Raw genomic sequence first — 23,988 nt, forward strand, 5'->3', positions numbered from 1 at the left:
GCAACACCGGGCGAGTCCGCCGGCGCAACCGCTAGGAGCGCTGCTGGCGCGCTTGCAGCACCACCGCCGCCGCGGACTTGCGGAACAGCAGCAGATACAGCGCCGCCAGCACCAACAGGAACGGCACGCCGAACACCAGCGTCATCTTGAACACGCCGGTGAAATAGGTCGTCACCAGGATCGCCAGCATCGCGCCCGCGCCCAGCAGCGTCAGCAGCGGGAAACCCGGCATGCGGAACGACAACGCCGCGCCGCCCTCGCGCGCCCAGCGGCGGCGGAAGAAGTAGTGCGTGACGAAGATCATCATCCACGTGAACAGCGCGCCGAACATCGAGATCGCCATCATCAGCGTGAACGAGGTTTCCGGATACAGCACGTTCAGCACGGTGGCGATGGCGATGCCGCTGGTCGACAGCAGCAGCGCGTTCAGCGGCGTGCCGCTGCGCGTCAGCTTGCCGAGAGCCGCCGGCGCATGCCCCGCGCGCGACAGGCTGAACATCATGCGGGTGGTGATGTACAACTGGCTGTTCATGGCCGACAGCGCCGCCACCAGCACGATGAAGTTGATGACGCCGGCCGCGTACGGCACCTTCACCGCCTCCATCACCGTCACGAAGGGGCTGCCGCCCTTGCCGGCCTGGTCCCACGGCACGATGGCCAGGATCAGCGCCAGCGTCAGCAGGTAGAACACCACCAGCCGCACGATGGTGGCGCGGAACGCCTTCTTCACCGCGCGCTCGGGGTCCTCGGCCTCGCCCGCCGCCACCGCGATCATCTCCACGCTCAGGTAGCTGAAGATCGAGATGACCACCGCGATCCACATGCCCCACACGCCGTTGGGGAAGAAGCCGCCGTGCGCCGTGTACTGCGCCGTGCCGTACTGCGGATTGCCCCAGACCACATAGGCGCCCAGGATGATGAAGGCCACGATGGCGCTGATCTTGATGGTCGAGAACCAGTACTCGATGGTGCCGAACGCCTTCACGCTCATGGCGTTGATGAAGATCAGCGCCGCCGAGAACAGGCAGACCCATTGCCAGCCGGGCACCGACGGGAACCAGAATTTCATGTACTCGGCCACCGCGGTGACCTCGGTGCCCACCGCCAGCACCACGCACGACCAGTACGCGTAGCGCACCAGGAAGCCGGCCAGCGGGCCGATGTAGTGCTCGGCGTAGGCGCCGAACGAACCCGACGTCGAATGCGCCACCGTCATCTCGGCCAGGCAGCCCATCAGCAGCAGCGTGATGAGCCCGCCGATGGCGTAGCTGATGATGACGCTGGGGCCGGCGAAGCCGATCGCGAACTTGCTGCCCAGGAACAGGCCGGTGCCGATGGCCCCGCCGATCGCGATCATGCTCATCTGGCCGGACGTCAGGCGGCGCTTGAGCCCCTGTTCGCGTTCGGCGATCCTGCCGAATCCTTGTTGTTGTGTCATTGTCTCCTCCGGTACTGCGCTCTCTTGCTGGATGTCGCTCGGGCCGGTGCGCCGGCCGCTCAGGTCACGGCCGAACGCTGCTTGAACTCGGGCTTGTCCCAGGCCTTGCTGTCGAGCACGTCTTTCAGGATCTCGACCGCGTCCCACACGTCGGCGTAGCCAAAGTACAGCGGCGTCAGGCCGAAGCGCAGCACCTCGGGTTCGCGGTAGTCGCCGATCAGGCCGCGCGCGATCAGCGCCTGCATGACCTCGTAGCCGTTGGGATGCCGCAGGCTGACGTGGCTGCCGCGCTGGGCATGGTCGCGCGGCGTCACCAGCGTCAGCGGATGGCCGGCGCAGCGTTCCTCGACCAAGGCGATGAACAGGTCGCCCAGCGCCAGCGACTTCCTGCGCACCTCGGCCATGTCGGCCTCGCGCGCCACGTCCAGGCCGCATTCGACCATGGCCAGCGACACGATCGGCTGGGTGCCGCACAGGTAGCGGCGGATGCCGCCGGCCGGCTCGTAGGCAACCGTCATGTCGAACGGACGCTGGTGGCCCCACCAGCCCGACAGCGGCTGCCAGAAATCGGGAATGTGGCGCGGCGCCACCCAGATGAAGGCCGGCGAGCCGGGGCCGCCGTTCAGGTATTTATAGGTGCAGCCCACGGCGTAGTCGGCGTCGGCGCCGTTCAGGTCCACCGGCACCGCGCCGGCGGCGTGCGCCAAGTCCCAGATGACCAGCGCGCCGCGCTCGTGCGCCTGGCGCGTGACCGCGGCCATGTCGTGCATCTGCCCGCTGCGGTAGTTGACGTGCGACAGCAGCACCACCGCCACGTCCTCGTCCAGCGCCCGCTCCAGCGGCAGGCCGTCGTCGATCAGGCGCATCTCGTAGCCCTGCTGCAGCAGGTCGATCATGCCCTGGATCATGTAGAGGTCGGTGGGGAAGTTGTCGCGCTCGGACAGGATCACGCGGCGCTCGGGCTGGCGCTTCTGCTGGATGCGCAGGCTGGCCGCCAGGGCCTTGAAGATGTTCAGCGAGGTGGTGTCGGTGATGACCAGTTCGCCCTCTTTCGCGCCGAGCAGGCCGGCCAGCTTGTCGCCCAGCCGCGACGGCAGTTCGAACCAGCCGGCGGTGTTCCAGCTGCGGATCAGGCCGGTGCCCCATTCCTGGGTGATGACCTCGGCGGCGCGCGCGGCGGCGGCGCGCGGCATCACGCCGAGCGAATTGCCATCCATGTACAGCACGCCGGGCGGCAGGTCGAAACGCGCCTTCAGCGGCGCCAGGGGGTCCTGCCGGTCGGCGGCGACACAGCTTTCGCGGGTATGCATTCACAGCTCCTTCGGGCAATATGCTGGCTACATACTAGCAGCGCGGCCAAGCCGAATAGTTGCAAAACAAGGCGTGGCTAACCCTAGGATTTCGCATTAAATTGCGTCATAGCCATTTTTTTCGAATTGGATTGCATCATGCAACTGGACGCCATCGACCACCGCATCCTCTACCGCCTGCAGGAGAACAGCCAGCTCAGCAACCAGGACCTGGCCGAGCAGGTGGCGCTGTCGCCGTCGGCCTGCCTGCGGCGGGTGCGGGCGCTGGAGGAAGGCGGGCTGATCCGGGGCTATCGCGCCGTGCTCGACGCCGAGCGGCTGGGCTTCGAGCTGGAAGCCGTCGTGCACGTGTCGCTGGACCAGTCCCGCGCCGGCTGGCACGAGGAATTCCTGGCCGGCATCGCCCTGTACGACGAAATCACCGAGGCCAGCATCGTCACCGGCGCCTCCAACTACATCCTGACGGTGCGCACCCGCAACCTGGCGGCGTTCTCGCAGTTCGTGGAGGACAAGCTCAGCAAGATCGCCGGCGTGCGCGACCTGTGTTCGCATATCGTCATGCGCAAAGTGAAGAACCGCGGCGGCATGCTGCCGCTGGCGGCCTGGCGCTGACGGCCGGCGCTCAGGCGTGGCGCAGGAAGCCGAACACCGTGACGAAGTGGCAGGCCGAGCCGCCCATGACGAACAGGTGCCAGATGCCGTGGGCATGTCGCCAGCGCTTGTCGTTGGCGTAGAACACCGTGCCCACCGTGTAGAGCGCGGCCCCGGCCAGCAGCCAGGCCAGGCCGGCGCCCGACAGCGCGCCGGCGATGGGCGCGGCGCACATCACGCCCAGCCATCCCATCGCCAGGTACAGCGGCAAGGCCGGCGCGGCGTCACGCGCCCACCACAATTCCCGGCCGATGCCGTATAGCGCCAGCAGCCAGATCGCCACCGCCATGGCGGCGCCCCAGCCCAGCTCCGGCGGCACGAATGCCAGCGGCGTATAGGTACCCGCGATCAGCAGGTAGATGGCGCAATGATCGGCCTTGGCCCAGCGCGCCTTGCGGCGTCCGCGCGACCAGTGATACAGCACCGATGACGCATAGACGGCGATCATGGATGCCGCGAACACCGCGCAGGCCATGGTCTGGCGCCACTCCACTTTCAGTTCCGCGGCCCGCGCGATCAGGGCCCCGGATGCGGCCACCGCCAAGGCCAGGCCGGCCAGGTGCGTGGCTCCGTTCAAGCGCTCTCCTTCGTACATGCTGTCCCTCCCCCGCGCGCAGGCGTGACGCCGACGCTTTCCATCATGCCGGCGCGATATGACAGCTTGGGGTCAGCACGAATACGGCGGGGGCAGCAAATGGCGTTCCTGCTTGCAAGCGCGCCATTTACCCGGAAGAAGGCGACGCTCAGGCGATGAAATCCACCGCCGCCGGATAGCCTTCCAGCGCGCGCGCCGCCAGGATGGCGCGCTGCACGGCGATCGCCATCGCCTCGGCCGCCATCACGCCCAGCAGCATCATGTTGGCGGGCTTGTTGGAGACGCCCGTGCCCAGCGCGAACACGGTGTCGCCGTCGAGCATGGTGTGGATCGGGTTGATGGTGCGGGCCAGGCCGTCGTGCGCGGTCTGCGCCATCTTCTGCGCCTGCGCCTTGGTCAACTTGACGTCGGTCGCCACCAGGCCGATGGTGGTGGCCGCGCCCTCGCGCATCGAGGTCGGCAGGTCGCCGGCCAGGATCGCCGCGCGCGTGTCCAGCAGCATCCTGCCGTCGGCGCTGCGGGCGCCGGCCAGCACGCGGCCGGTGGCCGGATCGACCACGTCGCCCACCGCATTGACCGCGACGATCGCGCCCACCGTGACGCCCGCCACGGTCAGCGAGGCGCTGCCCAGGCCGCCCTTCATGGCGCGCTTGGCGCCATACAGCTTGCCGACCGTCGCCCCGGCGCCGGCGCCGACGTTGCCCTCCTGCGGCGGCTTGGCGCTGGCCGCCTTGCAGGCCTGGTAGCCGGCCGCGGCATCGGGCCGGATCGAGGCGTCGCCCACGCCCAGGTCGAACAGGATGGCGGCTGGCACGATCGGCACGTGCGCCACGCCCACGTCGAAGCCGATCTTGCGTTCTTCCAGGTAGCGCATGACGCCGGTGGCCGCCTCCAGGCCGAAGGCGCTGCCGCCGGCCAGCATCACCGCATGCACTTTTTCCACCATGTTGACGGGATTGAGCAGATCGGTCTCGCGCGTGCCCGGCGCCGCGCCGCGCACGTCCACGCCGCCGGTGGCGCCCGCTTCGGCGATGATGACCGTGCAGCCGGTCGGCCGCCGCGTGTCGGTGTAGTGCCCGACCTTGAGGCCGGCCACGTCGGTGATGCTGCCGCCGCCGGGCACCCGGCGCAGGCCGTTGGCGCCGTGCGCCGGCATGACACTTGCGCAAGCCGCGACACCCGCCGCCGCCATCATGAAAGCCCGCCTGTTCCACTGTTGTTGCACGCCTGTCTCCATCTGGATACCACCTGGATGAACCCCGGGCCGGGCGGCCCGGGGCGCGAATGCCGCATATGACTTGCCGCTATATTTTTACTATTCCTTATGCTTTGTGGAAAAATAGGCGCGTTGTTAGAGTGCGGCTACACCGGAAGGCGGCGCGATCCGCGCGGCCCTTTCGCAGTGATCTCTCATCCGTGGAGCATTGCCATGAAACTCTTGCGCTCGTTGTTCATCGCCGGCCTGGTCCAGGTCGCCGCCCTGTCCGCCGCCCACGCCCAGTCGGGGCTGGACCAGATCAAGTCCGCCGGCGTGTTCAAGATCGGCACCGAAGGCACCTACGCTCCCTTCACCTTCCACGACGCCTCCGGCCAGCTTACCGGTTTTGACGTCGACATTGGGCGCGCCATCGCCCAGCGCCTGGGCGTCAAGGCCGAATTCGTCGAAGGCAAGTGGGACGGCCTGATCGCCGGGCTCGACGCCAAGCGCTACGACGCCGTCATCAACCAGGTCGGCATCACCGACGCGCGCCGCGCCAAGTACGACTTCTCCGATCCCTACATCTCGTCGGCCGCGGTGCTGATCGTGCGCGATGACAACACCACCATCAAGTCGTTCGCCGACCTGAAGGGCAGGAAGTCCGCCAACACGCTCACCAGCAACTTCGGCAAGCTGGCGCAGAGCCACGGCGCGGAAGTGGTTGCCGTGCAAGGCTTTAACGAAGCCATCGACCTGCTGACCTCGGGCCGCGTCGAGGCCACGGTCAACGACAACCTGTCGTTCCTGGACTTCAAGAAGCAGAAGCCCAACGCCAAGGTCAAGATCGCCGCCACCGACAAGGCCGCCGAATTCAGCAACTCCGGCGTGCTGCTGCGCAAGAACAACCCCGAACTGGTGGCCGCCATCAACAAGGCGCTGGCCGACATCAAGGCGGACGGCACCTACAAGACCATCTCGGTCAAGTACTTCGGCACGGACCTGTCGGCGCAGCAATAAGCGGCCCGCTCCATGACGCTCCCCGCCTGGCTGCACAACGTCCTGCCCGACTGGATCCTGTCCCAGGTCGACACCCTCGCGGTGCCGGCCTGGGTGCAGTTGATGGCCGACTCGTTCTGGCCCTTGCTGCACGCCGGGCTGGTGTTCACCGTCCCGCTGACATTGATGTCGTTCGCGCTGGGGCTGGCGCTGGCCTTCGTGGTGGCGCTGATCCGGCTGTTCGGGCCGGCGCCGCTGGTGGCGCTGGTGCGTTTTTACGTCTGGCTGATCCGCGGCACGCCGCTGCTGGTGCAGCTGTTCGTGATCTTCTACGGCCTGCCCAGCGTCGGCGTGGTGCTCGACCCATTGCCGGCGGCGCTGATCGGCTTCACGCTGAACGTCGGCGCCTACAACTCCGAAGTGATCCGTGGCGCCATCGAGTCCATCTCCAAGGGCCAGTGGGAAGCCGCCTATTCATTGAGCATGACGCGCGGCCAGGCGCTGCGCCGCACCGTGCTGCCGCAGGCCGCGCGGGTGGCGGTGCCGCCGCTGTCCAATTCCTTCATCGCCCTGGTCAAGGACACCTCGCTGGCCGCCGTGCTGACAGTGCCCGAGATCTTCCAGGCGGCCCAGCGCATCGCCGCCGTCACGTACGAACCGCTGATCCTGTACACCGAGGCCGCGCTGATCTACCTGGTGTTCAGCTCGGTGCTGTCCGCCGCCCAGGTGCGCCTGGAACGGCGCTTCGGCCAGCACGCGGTGTTTTCCGAGAAGAACCGATGATCCGCCTGGAACAGATCGAGAAATCCTTCGGCGGCAACCTGGTGCTCAAGCAGGTCGACGTGGCCATCGCCGAAGGCAGCGTCACCGCGCTGATCGGCCCGTCCGGCAGCGGCAAGAGCACCCTGCTGCGCTGTGTCAACCTGCTGGAGGTGCCCGACCGCGGCACGCTCGAGATCGGCCCCGAACGGGTCGAGTTCGAGCCCGGCGAAAAGCTCTCGCGCGACCAGGTGCAGCGGGTACGCATGCAGACCGGCATGGTGTTCCAGAATTTCCAGCTGTTCCCGCACCAGACCGTGATCGGCAACGTGATGGAAGGCCTGGTGACGGTGCAGAAATGGCCCGCCGACCGCGCCCGCGCGCGGGCCGAGGAACTGCTGCGCAAGGTCAACATGCTGGACAAGGCCGAGGCCTGGCCCGCCAATCTGTCGGGCGGCCAGCAGCAGCGCGTGGCGATCGCCCGCGCCCTGGCGCCCGCGCCGCGGGTATTGCTGTGCGACGAACCGACCTCGGCGCTCGACCCCGGCCTGGCCGCCGAAGTGGTGGACGTGCTGCGCCAGCTGGCCGCCGAGGGCATGACCATGCTGATGGCCACCCATGACCTGCGCCTGGCCGCCAGCGTTTCGCGTGAAGCGGTGTTCCTGCTCGACGGCAACGTGGTCGAAGCCGGCGCCTCGCGCGACCTGTTCACCCGACCGCGCGATCCGCGCACCGCGACGTTCATCTCGACCTTGACGCAGGACGCCGGCCAGATCGGTTGAGACGGCGCCCGGCCGTCCGAAAACCGGGCAGCCCTTTGAGCGGCGCCCCCATCGAGCGCGCGCGTCCGCTCCCCAACCAACACCGCCACAAAAAAATAGCCGCCCGGCCGCCCGGCCGCCCGAAGGCCGGGCAGCCCCCTCGGGGGGCAGCAAGCGCGCTACGCGCGCGCCGCGTGGGGGCCCTTACTTCCCAGGCAGAGAACCGGCCGGATCGACCGCCTGGCCGTCGTAGCGCAATTCGAAGTACAGTCCTACCTGCTTGCTGTCGCTATTGCCCATTTCGGCGATTTTCTGCCCCTGGCTCACCCGCTGGCCTTCCTTGACCAGCAGTTTGCTGTTGTGGGCGTAGATGCTGAGGAAGCTGGCGCTATGCTTGACGATCACCAGATGCCCGTAGCCACGCAGGCCGCTGCCGGAATAGGCAACGGTGCCGGCGGCCGCGGCCACCACCGGCGTGCCGGCGGTGTTGGAAATGACGATACCGTTCGACCCCGAGCCATCGTAGCCGCGGGTCACCTTGCCCTGCGCCGGCCACACCAGCGAAATCGCCTCCGGCGGCGCGGTGCGCCGCTTGCCCATGCTGGAGGCGCCCGCGCGCGAGCCGCCCGAGGCCTTGGGCCGCGACTTGGACGGCGCGGAAGTGCTGGCCTGCCCCGCAGGCGGCACCACCCGCAGCATCTGCCCCACCTCGATTGCATTGGTATTCGACAGGTTGTTCCAACGCGCAAGGTTGGATACGCTGGTGCCCTGCTTGCGGGCGATCTGCGTCAGCGTATCGCCCGACTGCACCCGGTAATAACCGGGCTGGACCTTGGTCGTGGTGCCGCAGGCGGCCAGCAATGCCAGCAACGCGGCCAGCAGCGCCAGCCGGACCAAACGGATGGCATCGCGCGCGGGCGGACGCGCCCGGGCGAGCCCGGAAACGGCAATGGAATCGGGGGCTGGCAGGGTCTGGGCGGGCAAGGAGAGCACTGAATCCTGGAACGGAGTGGGACACGACTGCGTCCAAGGGTACCAAGATTTTCGAACGGCGGTATGCCCCCGGCAACTTTCGCGGACGGTGCCGGGCCGTGTTGTATAACCCCGCTGATTGGCGCGAGCCCGCGCTCGCCATGGATCACCGCGTCTGCAAGGAACGATATGGCAACACCACGAGCGCCCCGAAGAAACCTGTACTGCCTGCTGTGGGCCATCCCCTACCTGCTGTGCGGGGTCTTCTCGCGCCTGCTGAACGATCCGGTCAGCCACGCGGTCTTCGTCTGGCTGCCGCCGGGCGTGGCGGTGGGCGCCTATCTGCTGACGCAGCGCCGCAATTGGCCGCTGCTCCTGGCCGCCTTCTTCTGCGCGCAACTGGTCTTGACCAGCTTCACGCGCGGCCAGCCCGCCACGGCGCTGGTGTTCGCCATCGCCGCCAGCCTGTCCAACCTGCTGGCGGCCTGGACGGTGCAGCGCCTGGCCCCGCGCGAGGGCGGACTCGGGCTGGTCGCCGCGCTGCTGGCCGGCGCGCTGGCGGGCGCGGGCCTGTCGGCGCTGCTGGGCGGCGGCTGGCTGTGGCTGACGCAGGAAGCGCATGGCTGGCTGCGGCTGCGCACCTGGGTCGCGGCCTACCTGGCCGGCATCCTGATCGTCGCGCCGGCCCTGACCGTGTGGGCCCATTTCCGCCCGCGCCGCTCGGGGGGGCCGCGCAAGCGCGACCTGGTGCTGGGCGCCATCGCCTACGTCGCGCTGATCGCCTCGACCTTCATGACCTTCGACGGCGACATGATCCAGAACCTGCCGTACGTGGTCACCTTCGAACTGACCTACCTGCCGCTGGTATTCGCGGTGTTGACCGCGCTGGTGTGGGGTCCGCCGGGCGGCACCCTGGCTGTCATCACGCTGGCCCTGATGGCGCTGTACCAGAGCGCGCAGGGCGAAGGCCCGTTCGTGGAAGCCAACGACCATTGGCACGTGCTGCTGGCCACGCAGGTCTACCTGGTGGTCACCGCGCTGCTGATCCTGCTGGTCAACACCCTGCGCGCCGCCCGCGCGCAGGAACTCGAGAACGCCGAGCGCTGGCGCGGCCGCTTCGATCTGGCGCTGGCCGGCAGCCATCAGCTGATGTACCGCTACAACCCGTTCGACGGCTCGCTCGAACTGGCCGGCGACCTGCAGGGCGCCCTGGGCGTGCAGGCGGCCGCCATTTCCAACCTGGACGCGCTGCTGGCCCTGGCCCACCCGGACGACCGCGCGCGCCTGACGCTGCACTGGGCCGCGCGCCGCGCCGGCGCCCACGACCGCACGCCGCTGCTGTTCCGCATGGCGCACGCCAGCGGCGGCTGGCGCGTGATCAGCGACCGCGGTTCGCCGCTGGAGGATTTCGACGGCAGCGTGGCCGTCGTCGCCGGCATGTGGCGCCTGGGCGAAATCGAGCAGGCAGATGTCCACTAGCACCGGAGCCCTGCTCATCCACGGCTTGGGCGGCACCCAGTACGACCTGGGGTCGCTGCACAAGATCCTCAAGCGCGCCGGCATCGAGACCCACTCGCTGACGCTGCCCGGGCACGGCACGGTTCCCGAGGACCTGCTGCCGGTGCGCGCCGAAGACTGGATCGACGCCGTCACCGCCAAGTACCGCGAGGTGGCCGAACGCCACGACACGCTGCACGTGGTCGGCATGTGCCTGGGCGCGCTGCTGGCGGTGGAGCTGTGCAAGCGCGTCGGGCACCGCAAGGGCAAGCTGGTCAGCCTGGCCGCGCCGGTCTTCATCGACGGCTGGAGCACGCCCTGGTACCGCGGCCTGCGCAAGCTGGTCTACCGCATCCCTGGCCTGGCCGCGCGCATGCGCGTCGAGGAAGAAGAACCCTACGGCATCAAGAACGAACTGGTGCGATCCATCGTCAAGGCCAAGTTCGAGCGCGGCGAGAATTTCCATTACCGCTGGGTGCCGCTGGCCTGTGTCCGCGAGGTGGACCGCCTGCGCCGCTTCGTGCAGCGCGGACTGAACGCCATCACCTGCCCCAGCCTGATCATCCATGCGCACGAGGACGAGCTGACCTCGGTGCGCTCGGCGCGATTCCTGAATGACGCCATTGCCGACAGCCGGATGGTGCTGCTGGACAACAGCTACCACATGATCTGCGTGGACAACGACCGCGACCGCGTCGCCGCCGACATCCTGCAATTCATGGACAAGCGCCCCGACACCGCGCGTCCGGGCCGCGCCGCCGCGATGACCGGCGACGAGGTCGAGCGCCTGCTCGCGCAGTACCGCGAGGCGTTGCTGTCGGGCGAATACGAAACGTTGTTCCCGCTGTTCGCCGACGACGTCGTGTGGCAGGAAGGCGGCGACAATCCCCTGAGCGGCGAATACCGTGGCCGTGGCGGCCTGATCGACCTGTTCTCGCGCGTGATGGACTATTCGCGCAACACCTTCACCGTCGACAGCGTGGGCCAGCCGGCCCTGGCCGGCCGCGCCATCGCGGTGCCGCTGACCTTCCAGGTGCGGGACGGCGCCGCCACCGGCCGCGGCGCCGCCACCCATACCCTGCGCCTGCGCAACAACAGCATCGTCAAGGTAAGCGCGCAGGCCGCCGACCCGGCCGCCGACGACGCCCTGTGGCGACGGCTGGCCGTGGCCAGCGGACTGGAGCCCGAGGGCGACGCCATGGATCCGGCCACGCTGGCGATCGCGGCGCAGGACCTGGAAGACGCGTTCGAGGCCGCCGTGATCGAACTGCGCGCCCTGCCGCAAGCGCCCTCCACCAGCGTCGCCATCCGCCTGCACGCCTATGAACGGCAGGCCCGGCACGGCGACGCGCCCGCGCAGGATCCCGCCGACGCCACCGTGCGCGAGCAGATCGAGCTGGCCACCTGGCGCCTGCTTGCGGGCCTGCCCGCCGACCAGGCCCGGCGCCGCTACATCGCCCTGATCCGGCGCCTGGATCCCGATACCTGATCCTGGCCGGCAACAGGGCCTACAATCGGCGCATGCCCGCCTTGACCCGACCTCCACGAAGCCGTGGCGCCTTGCGCGTCCGCGGTGTGCTGTGGCTGGCGTTCCTGGCCTTGCTGCTGCGCGCGGTGGTGCCCGCGGGCTACATGCCCGACGCCCGCGCGCTGCACGACGGCCGGCTCGAGGTCACCTTCTGCTCGGCGGCAGGCGATATTTCCACGCTGCGGCTGGCGCTGTCCCCCGATGACAAGGGCGGCGCGGGTTCCGGCGCCCACTCCAACGCCGATACCGGGGCGCAATGCCCCTTCGGGCTGCTGGCGCACGTTGCGCCCGCTCCCGCCTCGCACAGCTCGCCGCTGGCGTTGTCCAGCGGCCGGGCCGCGCCCCCCGCGCCGGCCCCGCTCGCGCTGCCCGTGCAGCCGGCCCAAGGGCCGCCGCTGGGCTCGCGCGCCCCGCCTCGCCTGGCCTGACTCCGCCTTTCCGCGCGGCCCCGCCGCGCCTACGCGAACCGTCAAGCAACGAGGTTTTCATGCACTCCCCATCCCCGCGCGCCCTCCTGGGCGCGCCGCCCGCGCCCGACCGTCACCGGCGCCGGCTGCTGTCGGCCCTGGCCCTGCTGCCCCTGGCCGGCTGCGGCCCCGAAGCCCCCAAGATCAACGGCATGGACCTGTCCAGCATGCCCACCGGCGACTTCCAACTGAAGGACACCGAGGGTCGCCAACGCCAACTGGCCGACTATCGCGGCAAGCCCGTGATGCTGTTCTTCGGCTTCACCCAGTGCCCGGACATCTGCCCGACCGCGCTGACCCGCGCGCTGGAAATAAAGAGCCTGCTCGGCGCCGACGCCGCCAAGCTGCAGGTGCTGTTCATCACCGTTGATCCGGAGCGCGACACGCCGGAAATCCTGCAGGCCTACATGCGGGCCTTCGACCCCGCGTTCGTCGGCCTGCGCGGCGACGCCGAACAGACCCGCGCCGCCGCGCAGTCGTTCAAGGTGTTCTACCAGAAGGTGCCGACCGGCTCGTCCTACACCATGGACCACACCGCGCTGACCTACATCATCGACGCCCAGGGCAAGTTGCGCCTGGCCCTGCGCCACCAGCAGAGCGCCGAGGAATGCGCGGCCGACCTGCGCACCGTGCTCTGACCCACCACACCAACCAAAGGAATTCCCGATGAAACCGACCGCTTTCAAGTCCCTGGCCGCCGCCTTCGCCCTGGGCGCCCTGGTGCTGGCCAGTCCTGGCGCCCTGGCGCAGGACGCCACGCTCAAGGTCGAGGACGCCTGGGTGCGCGCCACGGTGCCCAACCAGCACGCCACCGGCGTCTTCATGCGCCTGACCTCGCCGACCGCGGCCCGCCTGGTGGGCGTGGAATCCGCCGCCGCCAAGCACGCCGAAGTGCACGAAATGGCCATGCAGGACAACGTCATGAAGATGCGCCAGGTGCCCGCCATCGACCTGCCCGCCGGCAAGCCGGTGGAACTCAAGCCGGGCGGCTACCACGTCATGCTGATCGACCTGGCCAGGCAGATTTCCGTGGGCGACCCGGTGGCCCTGACGCTGCTGGTGCAGGACGCCGACGGCAAGCAACGACGCGTGCCGGTGACGGCGCAGGCGCGCCCGCTGGCGGCGGCCGCCACGCCCGCCGCGGGCCACACGCACTGACGCCGCGGGCGGCCGCGCGTCCGGGATGTGATAACAGGGACGTATCGCATCAAACGTCCGGTGCTGATTCCTCATACAATGCCAGCACACATCCGCCGCCGGCGGCCTCGCGGGGCCCGGCGGCAGCGCGGCGCCCCATGCCGCCCAGGATGCCAGCGTTCCGCGCAGCCGGGCGCCTGATCCGCCGGCGATGGACCGGCAACCCTGTGTCTGGATATGCCCGGTAGTTCCGCCTTTTCCTTCCTGCGTACCCTCTGCAGCCTGCGCTGGCTCGCCATCGCGGGCCAGGCTGCCACCATCCTGGTGGCCAGCGCCGTGCTGGGCCTGGCCCTGCCGCTGGAACCGCTGTGGATCGGCGTGGGCGTGCTGATCGGCTTCAACGTCTACGCCAGCCTGCGCCTGCGCCACAGCCGCGACCTGTCGCACGCCACCGCCTTCGGCCACCTGCTGGTGGACATGGCGGTGCTGGCCTGGATGGTGGGCTGGAGCGGCGGCCTGAGCAATCCGTTCGGCATGATGTTCCTGATCCTCACGGCGCTGGCGGCGCTGGCGCTGCCGCGCAACTGGGCGCTGGCCGCCGCGCTGGCGGGCATCTCCGGCTATTTCGCCGCGGCCATCCTCGGCCAGCCCCTGCGCGGCGACGTCAACACCCACACCCTGCTGCTGTGGGGCCTGGGCGCCAACTTCCTGATTTCCGTGGTGGTGGTGCTGGTGTTCACCACCCGCCTGGCCGCCGACCTGCGGGCGCGCGAACGCGAACTGGCGCGCCTGCGCGAACGCTTCACGCGCAACGAGGGCATTGTCGCCCTGGCCACCCACGCGGCGGCCATGGCGCACGAACTGAACACCCCGCTGGCCACCATGACCCTGCTGGCCGACGAGATCGCCGCCGAGGTCAAGGAGCCCGAACTCAAGCAGGATGTCGCCACCCTCAGCCAGCTGCTGGCCCTGTGCCGGGAACGCATCCGCAATCTGGCGGTCCCAACCGCGGTGGACCTGGTTCGCGTGGTGGGGCAATGGCGCCTGATCCGGCCGACCATCGACCTGCAACGCTCGGGCACCCTGCCGGCCAGCCTGCGGGTCGATCCGGCCATCGCCCACCTGCTGCAGGCGCTGCTGAACAACGCGGCCGACGCCGGCGAAGCCGCCAGCGAGCCGCGCGTGGACCTGCACCTGGAATACGGCTACGGCGCCCTGCGTGGCGAAGTGCGCGACTACGGCCGTGGCTTCGACCCCGACCAGACGCTGCTGCCGGCCACCAGCCTGTTCAACAGCGGCAAACCGGGAGGGCTTGGCGTCGGCCTGGCCCTGTCGCACGCCACCGTCGAGCAGATGGGCGGCGAAATGACCATGACGGCCGCCGATGGCGGCGGCACCCGCATCCGTTTTTATTTACCCCTCGGTAGCCCCGGGACCTGATATGTTGAATCCCACCGACCTCGGCCTGCTGATCGACGACGACGAGCTCTACGTGCGCACCCTGCAGCGCAGCCTGTCGCGCCGCGGCCTGGAAACCCGAACCGCCACCGGCATCGCCGAAGCGCTGCGCGTGGCCGAAGAGATCCGCCCCGCCTTCGCGCTGGTCGACCTGCGCCTGGGCGAGGACTCCGGCCTGACCCTGATCCGTCCCCTGCGCGCCCTGCGCGCCGACATGCGCATCCTGCTGGTCACCGGCTACGCCAGCGTGGCCACCGCGGTCGAGGCCATCAAGCGCGGCGCCGACGACTACCTGCCCAAGCCCGCCACCGCCCCGATGATCCTGCGCACGCTGGGCCTGGTGAAACCGGAAACAGTTACGATCGAAAGCACCATGACGCCGTTGCACCGCCTAGAATGGGAACACATCCACCAGGCGCTGCACGAGACCGGCGGCAACGTGTCGGCCGCCGCCCGCCTGCTGGGGATGCACCGGCGCTCCCTGCAGCGCAAGTTGGCCAAAAAACCGGGGCCGGAACGCGAGGTCCTGGTCGACTGATTGGCGCGGATGCCACACATCGCAACAATCCCGTCTTGTGCAGGTGCGACATATCGTCGCACCCCCACCCTTCCAGCAAAGCCCGCCCCCGCCTGGGAAAACCCTTAACGGGAAGCCTTGAGGGCAAAAGCCCGCCAGGCAATGCGACCATTCGTCGCAGCCTTGACCCAAATCAAACCGATAGGATGGACGTTGCTGCCTAGCAGCATTCCAGTCTGCTGCTACGCAGCATTTCCCACCTTCCATCCAAGGCTGTACGTGAAACACCCCCTCCTTGCGACCCTTACGCGCATTTTTGGCGTCGGCGCGGTCATGCTGCTTGGCGGCTGCAACATGGAAATCCTCTCCCCCAAGGGAGACATTGGCGCTCAGGAAAAGACCCTGCTGTTCACGGCAACCGGTCTGATGCTCCTGGTGGTGATCCCGGTCATCATCATGATCCTGACGTTTGCCTGGAAATACCGCGCATCCAATACCAAGGCCGACTACCAGCCCAAGTGGGCCCACTCCACGGCGATCGAAGTCGTGGTCTGGACCGTGCCATGTATCATCGTGGCGATCCTCGCCGTGATCACCTGGCGCTCCACGCACGCGCTCGATCCCTACAAGCCGCTCGTCTCCGAGCACAAGCCGGTCACCATCGAGGTGGTGTCGCTGGATTGGAAGTGGCTGTTCATCTACCCCGAGTACGACATCGCCACGGTCAACGAGATCGCCTTCCCGGTCGACGTCCCGGTCAATTTCCGGATCACCTCGGCCTCGGTCATGAACTCGTTCTTCATCCCCCAGCTGGGCAGCCAGATCTACTCGATGGCGGGCATGGAGACCAAGCTGCACCTGAACGCGCGCGAGCCCGGCACCTACGCCGGCATCTCGGCCAACTACAGCGGCGCCGGCTTCTCCGGCATGCGCTTCAAGGCCATCGCCACGTCGCAGGAAGGCTTCGACAACTGGGTCAAGGAAGCCAAGGCTTCCGGCACCGCGCTGACTCCGGCGGTGTACCAGGAACTGACCAAGCGCAGCGAACACAACCCGGTCGCCAAGTACGCCTCGGTGCCGCCGTCCATGTTCGACTACATCCTGGGCAGCACCATGTCCAAGATGGCCGGCGTCGATGACGCCACGTGCACCCCCACGTCGAATAATCTTGTCGCAGGATTGACTCAATAATGCTCGGGAAACTCACCCTCGAGGCCATTCCGTACCATGAACCCATCGTCATGGTCACGCTGGCCGCCGTGTGCCTGGGAGGCCTAGCGGTCTTCGGCGCCATCACCTACTTCCGCAAGTGGAAGTACCTCTGGACCGAATGGCTGACCTCGGTCGACCACAAGCGCATCGGCGTGATGTACATCATCGTCGCGCTGATCATGCTGCTGCGCGGCTTCGCCGACGCCATCATGATGCGTACCCAGTTGGCCGTCGCCTCGGCCGACTCCGCCGGCTTCCTGCCGCCCCACCACTACGACCAGATCTTCACCGCCCACGGCGTCATCATGATCTTCTTCATGGCGATGCCTTTCATCACCGGGCTGATGAACATCGTGGTGCCGCTGCAGATCGGCGCCCGCGACGTGGCCTACCCGTTCCTGAACTCGCTGAGCTTCTGGCTGTTCGGCGCCGGCGTCGCGCTGATGATGATCTCGCTGTTCGTCGGTGAATTCGCCGCGACCGGCTGGCTCGCCTATCCGCCGCTGTCCGGGCTCGACTACAGCCCAAGTGTCGGGGTGGACTACTACATCTGGGCGCTGCAGATCTCCGGGCTGGGTACAACACTCAGCGGCATCAACTTCATCGTGACCATCCTGCGCATGCGCGCGCCGGGCATGAGCCTGATGAAGATGCCGATCTTCACCTGGACCTCGCTGGTCACCAACGTCCTGATCGTGGCCGCCTTCCCGGTGCTGGCCGCCACGCTGGCGCTGCTGACGATGGACCGCTACCTGGGCACGCACTTCTTCACGAACGACATGGGCGGCAACGTCATGATGTACGTGAACCTGATCTGGATCTGGGGCCACCCCGAGGTCTACATCCTGGTGCTGCCGGCCTTCGGCGTGTACTCCGAAGTGGTCGCCACGTTCGCCCGCAAGACCCTGTTCGGCTACAAGTCCATGGTCTACGCCACGGCCGCCATCGGCGTGCTGTCGTTCCTGGTCTGGCTGCACCACTTCTTCACCATGGGCGCGGGGGCCAACGTCAACGCGTTCTTCGGCATCGCCACGATGATCATCTCGATCCCGACGGGCGCGAAGATCTTCAACTGGCTGTTCACCATCTACCGCGGCCGCCTGCGCATCACCACGCCGGTGCTGTGGACGCTGGGCTTCATGCTGGTGTTCGTCATCGGCGGCATGACCGGCGTGATGCTGGCCATCCCCGGCGTGTCGTTCGTGCTGCACAACAGCCTGTTCCTGATCGCCCACTTCCACAACACCATCATCGGTGGCGTGGTGTTCGGTTGCATCGCCGGCATGACCTACTGGTTCCCCAAGGCTTTCGGCTTCAAGCTGAACGAACGCCTGGGCCGCTACTCGTTCTACTGCTGGTTCGTCGGCTTCTTCCTGGCCTTCATGCCCCTGTACATCCTGGGCTTCAAGGGCATGACGCGTCGCCTGAACCACTACGACAACCCCGAATGGCAGCCGTACCTGCTGGTCGCGCTGGCCGGCGCCGCGCTGATCATGCTGGGCATCTGGTTCCTGCTTCAGCAAGTGTTCGTGTCGGTGCGCCAGCGCAAGCAGAACCAGGACATCACCGGCGATCCCTGGGATGGCCGCACCCTGGAATGGTCGATCTCGTCGCCCGCGCCTTTCTACAACTTCGCCCATGTTCCTCACGTCGATGAACTGGACCAGTTCTGGGAAGACAAGCAGAACGGCAAGGCCTACAAGCGCCCGGCCAAGTACGAAGACATCCACATGCCGAAGAACACCGCCGCCGGCGTCTTCATCGGCGCGTTCGGCCTGGTCATGTGCTTTGCCCTGATCTGGCACATCTGGTGGCTGTCGATCGTCGGTTTCGTCGGCATGATCGGTTCGTTCATCGTCCGCGCCTATGACCGCGACGTCGACTACTGGGTCCCGGCCGCGGAAGTCGAACGCATCGAAAACGCCCACTTTGAAAAAATGCAGAAGGCCGCCTGAGCCATGATTCAAGCCGTAGCCACTCACCCCCACGCGGGTCACGACGATCACGCGCACCATGACGATGGATCCAAGACCGTTTTCGGTTTCTGGGTCTACCTCATGAGCGACTTGCTGATCTTTTCGGTGCTGTTCGCGACGTTCGCGGTGCTGGCCAACGCCACCGCGGGCGGCCCCACCGGCAAGGAACTGTTCGACCTGAAGTTCGTGCTGGTCGAAACCCTGTTGCTGCTGTTCTCGAGCTTCACCTTCGGCATGGCCAACCTGAACGTCCACGCCAACAACAAGAGCCGCGCAATCGGCTGGTTGATGGTCACGTTCCTGTTCGGCGCGGGCTTCATCGCGATGGAAGTCTATGAATTCCATCACCTGATCACCGAAGGCGCGGGCCCCGGCCGCAGCGCCTACCTGTCGGCGTTCTTCACGCTGATCGGCACGCACGGCCTGCACGTGACGTTCGGCCTGATCTGGATCGTCGTCATGATCGACATGATCCGCCGCCATGGCCTGGACTCGATCAACAAGCGTCGCCTGGCGTGCCTGAGCCTGTTCTGGCACTTCCTGGACATCGTCTGGATCTGCGTGTTCACCTTCGTCTATCTTCTGGGAGCCCTCTGATGTCGCACTCCGCTGCGGCCGCACACGGCCACGACGATCACGCCGCCGACCACGGCAGCCTGAAGTCCTACATCATCGGTTTCGTGCTCTCGCTCCTGCTCACCTTCGGCTCGTTCGGCCTGGTGATGAGCGGCGCGCTGTCCCACACCATCACCATCATCGGCGTGGTGGCGCTGTGCGTGCTCCAGCTGCTGGTGCAGCTGGTGTACTTCCTGCACATGGGCGCATCGAAATCGGCCCGCGACAACCTGGCCACGTTCGTCTTCACCGTGATGATCATCGCCATCATCGTCGGGGGTTCGGCCTGGGTGCTGTACAACATGAACGTCAACATGGGCCACGCCATGTAAGACCCGTCATTCGATGACGACAGACAGGCGCCGCGAGGCGCCTGTTTTTTTGGGCGACCGTCGCGGCCCCGGACGGCCTGCGCGCGCCATGCCATTGCCACGGCTTTGCGGCCAGGACGCCCCACGCTTTCTTTGGCATACTCGCGCCACCCGCAAACTCACCGGAGTTCCGCATGCCAGCCGTCGCCGCCCTCACGTCCCTCATCTTCGTCGTGCTGGGCCTGTGGCACGCCTACTGGGCCGCCGGCGGCCGCCTGGCGCACCGCGCGGCGCTGCCGATCCAGGACGGTGAACCGCTGTTCCGGCCATCATCGCAAGGGACGCTGGCCGTGGCCGCCGTGCTGATCGGCTGCGCCTGGCTCACGGCCGCCAACGCCGGCCTGGTGCCGGCGCCGGCGCTGCGCGGGCTGCCCTGGCTGGGCTTGCTGGTGGCGCTGGGCCTGCTGGCGCGCGCCATCGGCGACTTCCGCTACGTCGGTTTCTTCAAGCGCAAAGGCGAAGACCCCTTCGCCCGCCTCGACACCCGCGTCTATTCGCCGCTGTGCCTGCTGCTGGCGGCGGGCGTGGCCCTGGCAAGCTGGCCGGGCCTGGCCTGAGTCCGACGCCGCCCCACTCCCTTTTTTGCCGCGCCGATCCCGCCCGTGGTCGATCCGCGGCGGGATTGACCCAGCGCAGGCAGGGTCATCCGGCATTCGTCATATATTCTGGCTTATAACGATTTCTTCGCCCCTTTCTCGCCAACCGCCATGGATGCCCTCCTCACCGCCCCTCCTGCCACCGGCGACATCGATGCCCTGGCCCGCGCCCTGCTGGACCACGCGTCGCCCGGCCATCCGGACGCCCGCTTCTTCGCCACCGTGATCGGCAAGAGCCTGGCGCACCATGACCTGGCCCGCACCGGCCTGTCGCCCGTCGAGCTGGCCGAGGTGCTGGCCAGCGTGTTTCCCGGCGCGCAGGACGGCACGGCCGCCGCGCTCGCCGACCTGCGGGCGCAATTGCTCGCCTACGCGGCGCGCGGCCTGGCCAGTCCGCAACCGGATTTCACGCGCCTGCTGCGCATGCTGCTCCAGGCTTGCGGCGGGCCGGCGCCCACCACCGCCTGGGTCACCAGCGTGCTGGCGCACGCCTGCCTGCGCCCGGACCATCTGTGGCGCGACCTCGGCCTGACCGGCCGCGAGGACGTCACCTCGCTGCTGACGCGCCACTACCCGGGCCTGGTGGCGCGCAACACCGCCAACCTGCGCTGGAAGAAGTTCCTGGCGTATTCCGCCTGTGAACACGCCGGCCTGCCTCTCGCCGCCGCGCCGGGCTGCGCCGCCTGCGAGGATCATGGCTTCTGCTACGGCTCGGCCAGGGCCGCCTGAGCCGGCCGGGCATGCAACCTCAATAACGGTACGTGACGCCCAACCCCATGCCCACGCTGCGCCCGGGCGCCGGCTCGTAGTAGCGGCCATTGCTTTCGTTGACGATGACGGACCCGGCATAACGCCGGTCGAACAGGTTGTCGACGCGGGCGTAGGCGCTCAGATCCCAGTCTCCCAGGCGCTTGACATAGCCCGCCGACAGCGCGGCCACCACATAGCCCGGCGCGGCCGCGTCGTTGGCGTCATCGGCATACAGGCGGCTCAGGTAGCGAGCCTCGATGCCCGCCTGCCAACCCTGTGGTGGCGCCCAGCCCAGCGCGGCGTAGGCCGATTGACGCGCGATGCCCGGAATGCGGTTGCCGGCGCGGATGCCGCCGGCGCCATCGTCGCGATAGCGCGCATCCAGCCAGGTGTAGGCCAGTTGCGCGCGCCCATGGCGGGCAAAGGCCGCCGACCAGCCCAACTCGACGCCATCGCGGCGCGTGCGCCCGGCGTTGCGGAAGGTGGCGCGACCGCCCGCGCTGCCCGCCGACACGATCTCGTCGTGCGTCGATACGCGGAACACCGCGGCGGTCAGTTGCCCGCCGGCAAGGTCGGTCTTCAGGCCCGCTTCGGCATTGTTGCCGAGCGCGGGCGCCAGCGCGAAGTTCAGCCCCGGCAGGCCGCCGGGCCGGTACGACAACTCATTGAACGTGGGGGTTTCGAAGCCGCGGCCATAGGACACGTACAGGCTGGTGCGCGCCTCGGGCTGGTAGCGTAGCGCGGCCACCGGCAATGCGCGGCGGTAGCGGGCATCGCCACTGTCATCGCCGTTGCCCGGCGCGATGTAGTGGTCGCGCGAGCGGAACGCCACCGTGCTGTAGCGCAGGCCCGCATCCAGGGTCCAGCGCGGCGCCATGCGCCACGATGCCTGCAGGTAGGGATCGGCGTTATAGACGGTGTTGGTTTCGTCGCGCCGCAGCGCGCCTTGCACCCCGAGCTGGCGGTCGGCGCCGTCGCCGGTGTAGTTCTGGTAGCCCTTGCGTTGTTCGCGCAATGTGTCGTACGAGAAGCCGCCGACCAGCGTCAAGGGCCGGTCCGCCGGCCCCAGTTCCGAGGTCCAGCGCAGGTCGGCGCCGCCATAGCGGCGGCGCAGGTCGATCACGCCGCCCGCCTGGGTCGGCGCCGCCTGCGCGGCGGGCGGGATGGCCTGGAATTGCGTGGTGTCGCGCTGGCCGTAGTACAGCATCAGGCGCAGGGTGTTGGCGCCGTCGACGTGGCGCTCGTAGACCAGCCCGCCCTGGGTCTGGCGCACGGTCTTGCGGGTATCGTATTGCGTGGCCAGCGCGGCGCTGCGCGGCGCGTCCTGGAATTGCGCGTAGGTCAGGCCGAGCGGATCCTGCGCCGTCAGGTCGACGCTGTTGGCCACGATCGTCAAGCGGCTCGCGTCGTCCAGCTGTACACCCAGCCTGGCGTTGCCCAGGTTCTTGCGCGCGGCGCTGTGGTCGCGGTAGCCGTCGGTGGTCATGCGCGACAGAGCGAGCACGTAGTCCATGTCGCCCGAGGCGCCGGAGGCCTTGGCGCCGTAGCGCCAGGTCCCGTCGCTGCCGGCCCAGCCCGACACCCCGATTGCGGCGGGCACCGCGCCGTCTTCGGTATAGGCCAGGATCACGCCCCCCGAGGAATTGCCGTACAGCGCCGAGAACGGCCCGCGCAACACCTCCACCCGGTCGAGCGAGCCGATGTCGATGTTCGAGGTCTGGCCCTGTCCATCGGGCATGGTCGCCGGGATGCCATCCACGTACAGCCGCACCCCGCGCACGCCGAACGTGGAACGCGCGCCGAAGCCGCGGCTGGATAGCTGCAGGTCCTGCGCGTAGTTCTGGCGGTTCTGGACCTGCAGGCCCGGCACGCCGGCCAGGCCTTCGGACAGGTTGATCCCGGGCTGGCCGCGACGCATCGCCGCGCCTTCCACGATGTCGACCGAGGCCGGGGTTTCCCAGGGCGGCGCGCCGATCCGGGTGCCGGTCACCGCCACCGGGGCCAGCTGCTGCGGCGCCTGCGCTTGGGCCAGCGCCGCCACCGCCGGCGCCATGCCCAGCAGGCCATGCAGAAAGGGGCGGGCCAGGGCGCCGCGCCGGCGTCGTTGCTGCGCCAATCGAGTTCCCCGCTGAGTGACCATGCCCCCCAGCCTCGCACAGGATTGCGCGGATGTCGATACGGCCCCGGGCGCCGCGGGGAATGGGTTCTAATAGCGCCATGGAAAATTCGCAAGACATCGAACGCCGGCTGCTGGACCTGGAAGTCAAGGCCAGTTTCGCCGACGACCTGCTGGAACAGTTGAACCAGATCATCGTGCGCCAGCAGCAACAGATCGACCGCCTGCAACGCGAGGTGGCCGAACTGCGCCAACAGGCGCCCGAAGGCGCGGCGCCGTTCCGCAGCCTGCGCGACGAACTGCCGCCCCATTACTGAGCTGGGCGTCTCTCGCGCTGGCAATATGGCGACAGCTATCGTCGCCATAAATGGCGACTAACTACCAATAATCGCCATTTCTTTCCATTGGTGGAAAAATCTTTTACCGATATCAGGGTTTATCCGTAGGCCGTTTGCGCGCACTATGGAGCCATCGGGAAACAACAACGAACCACGACGGATAGGCCGCCGGATTCGCTCCCAGGCTTCTGAAATCGGAGATTCACCATGAAAAAGACCCTTGCTTCCGCCCTGCTGATGTCCCTGGCCGCCCTGAGCGCCGGTGCCTACGCCTCGCAGAACATCGAACCGAACAACGTGCCCTTCCAGGGCGTCTACGGCACCCCTTATGAAGGCCCGACCCGCGCCCAGGTGCAGGCCGAACTGGCCGCCGCCAAGGCCGCCGGCCAGGTTTCGAACGTCGAACCCAACGACGTGCCCTTCCAGGGCGTGTACGGCGCGCCCCAGTCTGGCGTGACACGCGCCCAGGTCGAAGCCGAACTGGCCAGCGCCAAGGCGGCCGGCCTGGTCTCGAACGTCGAACCGAATGACCTGCCGTTCTCGGGCGCCTACCATCGCGCCAACTGATCGGCCGACGATTTACCCCTCCCCTTGTTGTACCTTGGCCGCCCTTGCCGGGCGGCTTTTTTTGCGCCCGCACAACCCGGCAAGCATGCGACCGCGGCGGATCGAGACAAGAAACGGGCGCTTCGCGTACCATCGGACCTGACCATCAAAAGGCTGTCCGCGC

The 23,988-nt window shown here is 68.0% G+C and carries 25 protein-coding genes; 19 read left to right on the forward strand and 6 right to left on the reverse strand.

All coding sequences use genetic code 11. From position 1 onward, the window contains the following. Positions 1-31: 31 nt before the first annotated feature. The gene (locus tag AC6CR5_RS15170) at positions 32-1,438 is read right to left on the reverse strand and encodes an amino acid permease (RefSeq protein ID WP_047993326.1); all 1,407 of its coding nucleotides are present in this window, start codon (positions 1,436-1,438) and stop codon (positions 32-34) included. A gap of 59 nt (positions 1,439-1,497) precedes the next feature. Then, the gene (gene kynU / locus AC6CR5_RS15175) at positions 1,498-2,748 is read right to left on the reverse strand and encodes a kynureninase (protein WP_020926586.1); all 1,251 of its coding nucleotides are present in this window, start codon (positions 2,746-2,748) and stop codon (positions 1,498-1,500) included. Positions 2,749-2,886: 138 nt separating this feature from the next. Between kynU and AC6CR5_RS15180 the strand changes: the two genes are divergently transcribed. Next, positions 2,887-3,360: an Lrp/AsnC family transcriptional regulator gene (locus AC6CR5_RS15180; RefSeq protein ID WP_020926585.1), complete on the forward strand. Its 474-nt coding sequence runs from the start codon at positions 2,887-2,889 to the stop codon at positions 3,358-3,360. Positions 3,361-3,370: 10 nt separating this feature from the next. Here the strand turns inward: AC6CR5_RS15180 and trhA are convergent, their stop codons facing one another. Together trhA and AC6CR5_RS15190 are read right to left on the reverse strand one after the other, a co-directional pair. Next, positions 3,371-3,994 carry a PAQR family membrane homeostasis protein TrhA gene (trhA, locus tag AC6CR5_RS15185; RefSeq protein ID WP_026384608.1) on the reverse strand — a complete coding sequence of 208 codons (624 nt, stop codon included), beginning with the start codon at positions 3,992-3,994 and terminating at the stop codon, positions 3,371-3,373. A 148-nt stretch (positions 3,995-4,142) separates the two neighbouring features. Beyond that, entirely contained in the window at positions 4,143-5,231 is a 1,089-nt protein-coding gene (locus AC6CR5_RS15190; protein WP_269877547.1) for a P1 family peptidase, read from the reverse strand. Between the two features lie 192 nt (positions 5,232-5,423). Between AC6CR5_RS15190 and AC6CR5_RS15195 the strand changes: the two genes are divergently transcribed. From AC6CR5_RS15195 to AC6CR5_RS15205, 3 genes are all read left to right on the forward strand, one after another. Continuing rightward, positions 5,424-6,209, forward strand: a complete 786-nt coding sequence (locus AC6CR5_RS15195) for an amino acid ABC transporter substrate-binding protein (protein WP_006386703.1) — start codon at positions 5,424-5,426, stop codon at positions 6,207-6,209. Positions 6,210-6,290: 81 nt separating this feature from the next. Next, a complete protein-coding gene (locus AC6CR5_RS15200; protein ID WP_026384606.1) occupies positions 6,291-6,971 on the forward strand; it encodes an amino acid ABC transporter permease in 681 nt (226 codons plus the stop codon). After that, positions 6,968-7,729, forward strand: a complete 762-nt coding sequence (locus AC6CR5_RS15205) for an amino acid ABC transporter ATP-binding protein (protein ID WP_020926582.1) — start codon at positions 6,968-6,970, stop codon at positions 7,727-7,729. Before AC6CR5_RS15200 ends, AC6CR5_RS15205 begins: the two co-directional genes overlap by 4 nt. Positions 7,730-7,912: 183 nt before the next feature. Here AC6CR5_RS15205 and AC6CR5_RS15210 read toward each other — a convergent pair whose 3' ends face one another. Further along, on the reverse strand, positions 7,913-8,611 hold the full coding sequence (locus tag AC6CR5_RS15210; RefSeq protein WP_498085748.1) for a peptidoglycan DD-metalloendopeptidase family protein: 699 nt from the start codon (positions 8,609-8,611) through the stop codon (positions 7,913-7,915). A 258-nt stretch (positions 8,612-8,869) separates the two neighbouring features. On the opposite strand from AC6CR5_RS15210, the gene AC6CR5_RS15215 reads away from it, so the two are divergent. The 13 genes from AC6CR5_RS15215 (at position 8,870) to AC6CR5_RS15275 (ending at position 20,783) form a co-directional block, all read left to right on the forward strand. After that, positions 8,870-10,159 carry an MASE1 domain-containing protein gene (locus AC6CR5_RS15215; RefSeq protein ID WP_049053349.1) on the forward strand — a complete coding sequence of 430 codons (1,290 nt, stop codon included), beginning with the start codon at positions 8,870-8,872 and terminating at the stop codon, positions 10,157-10,159. After that, positions 10,149-11,666 (forward strand): acyl-CoA-binding protein, encoded by a 1,518-nt coding sequence (locus tag AC6CR5_RS15220; RefSeq protein ID WP_054473560.1) that lies wholly within the window; start codon positions 10,149-10,151, stop codon positions 11,664-11,666. The genes AC6CR5_RS15215 and AC6CR5_RS15220 overlap by 11 nt, the downstream gene beginning before the upstream one ends. Before the next feature lie 71 nt (positions 11,667-11,737). Next, the gene (locus AC6CR5_RS15225) at positions 11,738-12,133 is read left to right on the forward strand and encodes a DUF2946 family protein (protein ID WP_223821516.1); all 396 of its coding nucleotides are present in this window, start codon (positions 11,738-11,740) and stop codon (positions 12,131-12,133) included. Positions 12,134-12,192: 59 nt separating this feature from the next. Then, on the forward strand, positions 12,193-12,810 hold the full coding sequence (locus AC6CR5_RS15230) for an SCO family protein (RefSeq protein ID WP_155872407.1): 618 nt from the start codon (positions 12,193-12,195) through the stop codon (positions 12,808-12,810). A gap of 28 nt (positions 12,811-12,838) precedes the next feature. Next, positions 12,839-13,330, forward strand: coding sequence for a copper chaperone PCu(A)C (locus tag AC6CR5_RS15235; RefSeq protein WP_172999902.1), 492 nt, complete (start codon positions 12,839-12,841; stop codon positions 13,328-13,330). A gap of 216 nt (positions 13,331-13,546) precedes the next feature. Further along, positions 13,547-14,749 carry an ATP-binding protein gene (locus AC6CR5_RS15240; RefSeq protein ID WP_006387447.1) on the forward strand — a complete coding sequence of 401 codons (1,203 nt, stop codon included), beginning with the start codon at positions 13,547-13,549 and terminating at the stop codon, positions 14,747-14,749. Between the two features lies 1 nt (position 14,750). Then, the gene (locus AC6CR5_RS15245; protein ID WP_372363313.1) at positions 14,751-15,305 is read left to right on the forward strand and encodes a response regulator transcription factor; all 555 of its coding nucleotides are present in this window, start codon (positions 14,751-14,753) and stop codon (positions 15,303-15,305) included. Between the two features lie 258 nt (positions 15,306-15,563). Then, the gene (gene cyoA, locus AC6CR5_RS15250; RefSeq protein ID WP_026384598.1) at positions 15,564-16,475 is read left to right on the forward strand and encodes a ubiquinol oxidase subunit II; all 912 of its coding nucleotides are present in this window, start codon (positions 15,564-15,566) and stop codon (positions 16,473-16,475) included. Continuing rightward, positions 16,475-18,451: a cytochrome o ubiquinol oxidase subunit I gene (cyoB, locus tag AC6CR5_RS15255; protein WP_006387444.1), complete on the forward strand. Its 1,977-nt coding sequence runs from the start codon at positions 16,475-16,477 to the stop codon at positions 18,449-18,451. Before cyoA ends, cyoB begins: the two co-directional genes overlap by 1 nt. Before the next feature lie 3 nt (positions 18,452-18,454). After that, complete coding sequence (cyoC, locus tag AC6CR5_RS15260) at positions 18,455-19,069, forward strand: cytochrome o ubiquinol oxidase subunit III (RefSeq protein WP_006387443.1); 615 nt, start codon at positions 18,455-18,457, stop codon at positions 19,067-19,069. Next, on the forward strand, positions 19,069-19,419 hold the full coding sequence (gene cyoD, locus AC6CR5_RS15265) for a cytochrome o ubiquinol oxidase subunit IV (protein WP_006387442.1): 351 nt from the start codon (positions 19,069-19,071) through the stop codon (positions 19,417-19,419). Before cyoC ends, cyoD begins: the two co-directional genes overlap by 1 nt. Positions 19,420-19,592: 173 nt before the next feature. After that, positions 19,593-20,015, forward strand: coding sequence for a DUF3995 domain-containing protein (locus AC6CR5_RS15270; protein ID WP_150101326.1), 423 nt, complete (start codon positions 19,593-19,595; stop codon positions 20,013-20,015). A 150-nt stretch (positions 20,016-20,165) separates the two neighbouring features. Then, a complete protein-coding gene (locus AC6CR5_RS15275) occupies positions 20,166-20,783 on the forward strand; it encodes a nitrogen fixation protein NifQ (protein ID WP_054445706.1) in 618 nt (205 codons plus the stop codon). A gap of 19 nt (positions 20,784-20,802) precedes the next feature. Here the strand turns inward: AC6CR5_RS15275 and AC6CR5_RS15280 are convergent, their stop codons facing one another. Next, positions 20,803-22,857 carry a TonB-dependent receptor domain-containing protein gene (locus tag AC6CR5_RS15280; RefSeq protein ID WP_498085749.1) on the reverse strand — a complete coding sequence of 685 codons (2,055 nt, stop codon included), beginning with the start codon at positions 22,855-22,857 and terminating at the stop codon, positions 20,803-20,805. Positions 22,858-23,021: 164 nt separating this feature from the next. Here AC6CR5_RS15280 and AC6CR5_RS15285 point away from each other — a divergent pair, with 164 nt between their 5' ends. Both AC6CR5_RS15285 and AC6CR5_RS15290 read left to right on the forward strand, forming a co-directional pair. Then, positions 23,022-23,237, forward strand: coding sequence for a SlyX family protein (locus tag AC6CR5_RS15285; RefSeq protein ID WP_054514761.1), 216 nt, complete (start codon positions 23,022-23,024; stop codon positions 23,235-23,237). Positions 23,238-23,465: 228 nt separating this feature from the next. Continuing rightward, a complete protein-coding gene (locus tag AC6CR5_RS15290) occupies positions 23,466-23,825 on the forward strand; it encodes a DUF4148 domain-containing protein (RefSeq protein WP_006387437.1) in 360 nt (119 codons plus the stop codon). Positions 23,826-23,988: the final 163 nt, after the last annotated feature.

The organism is Achromobacter sp. EG18 (assembly GCF_059759395.1).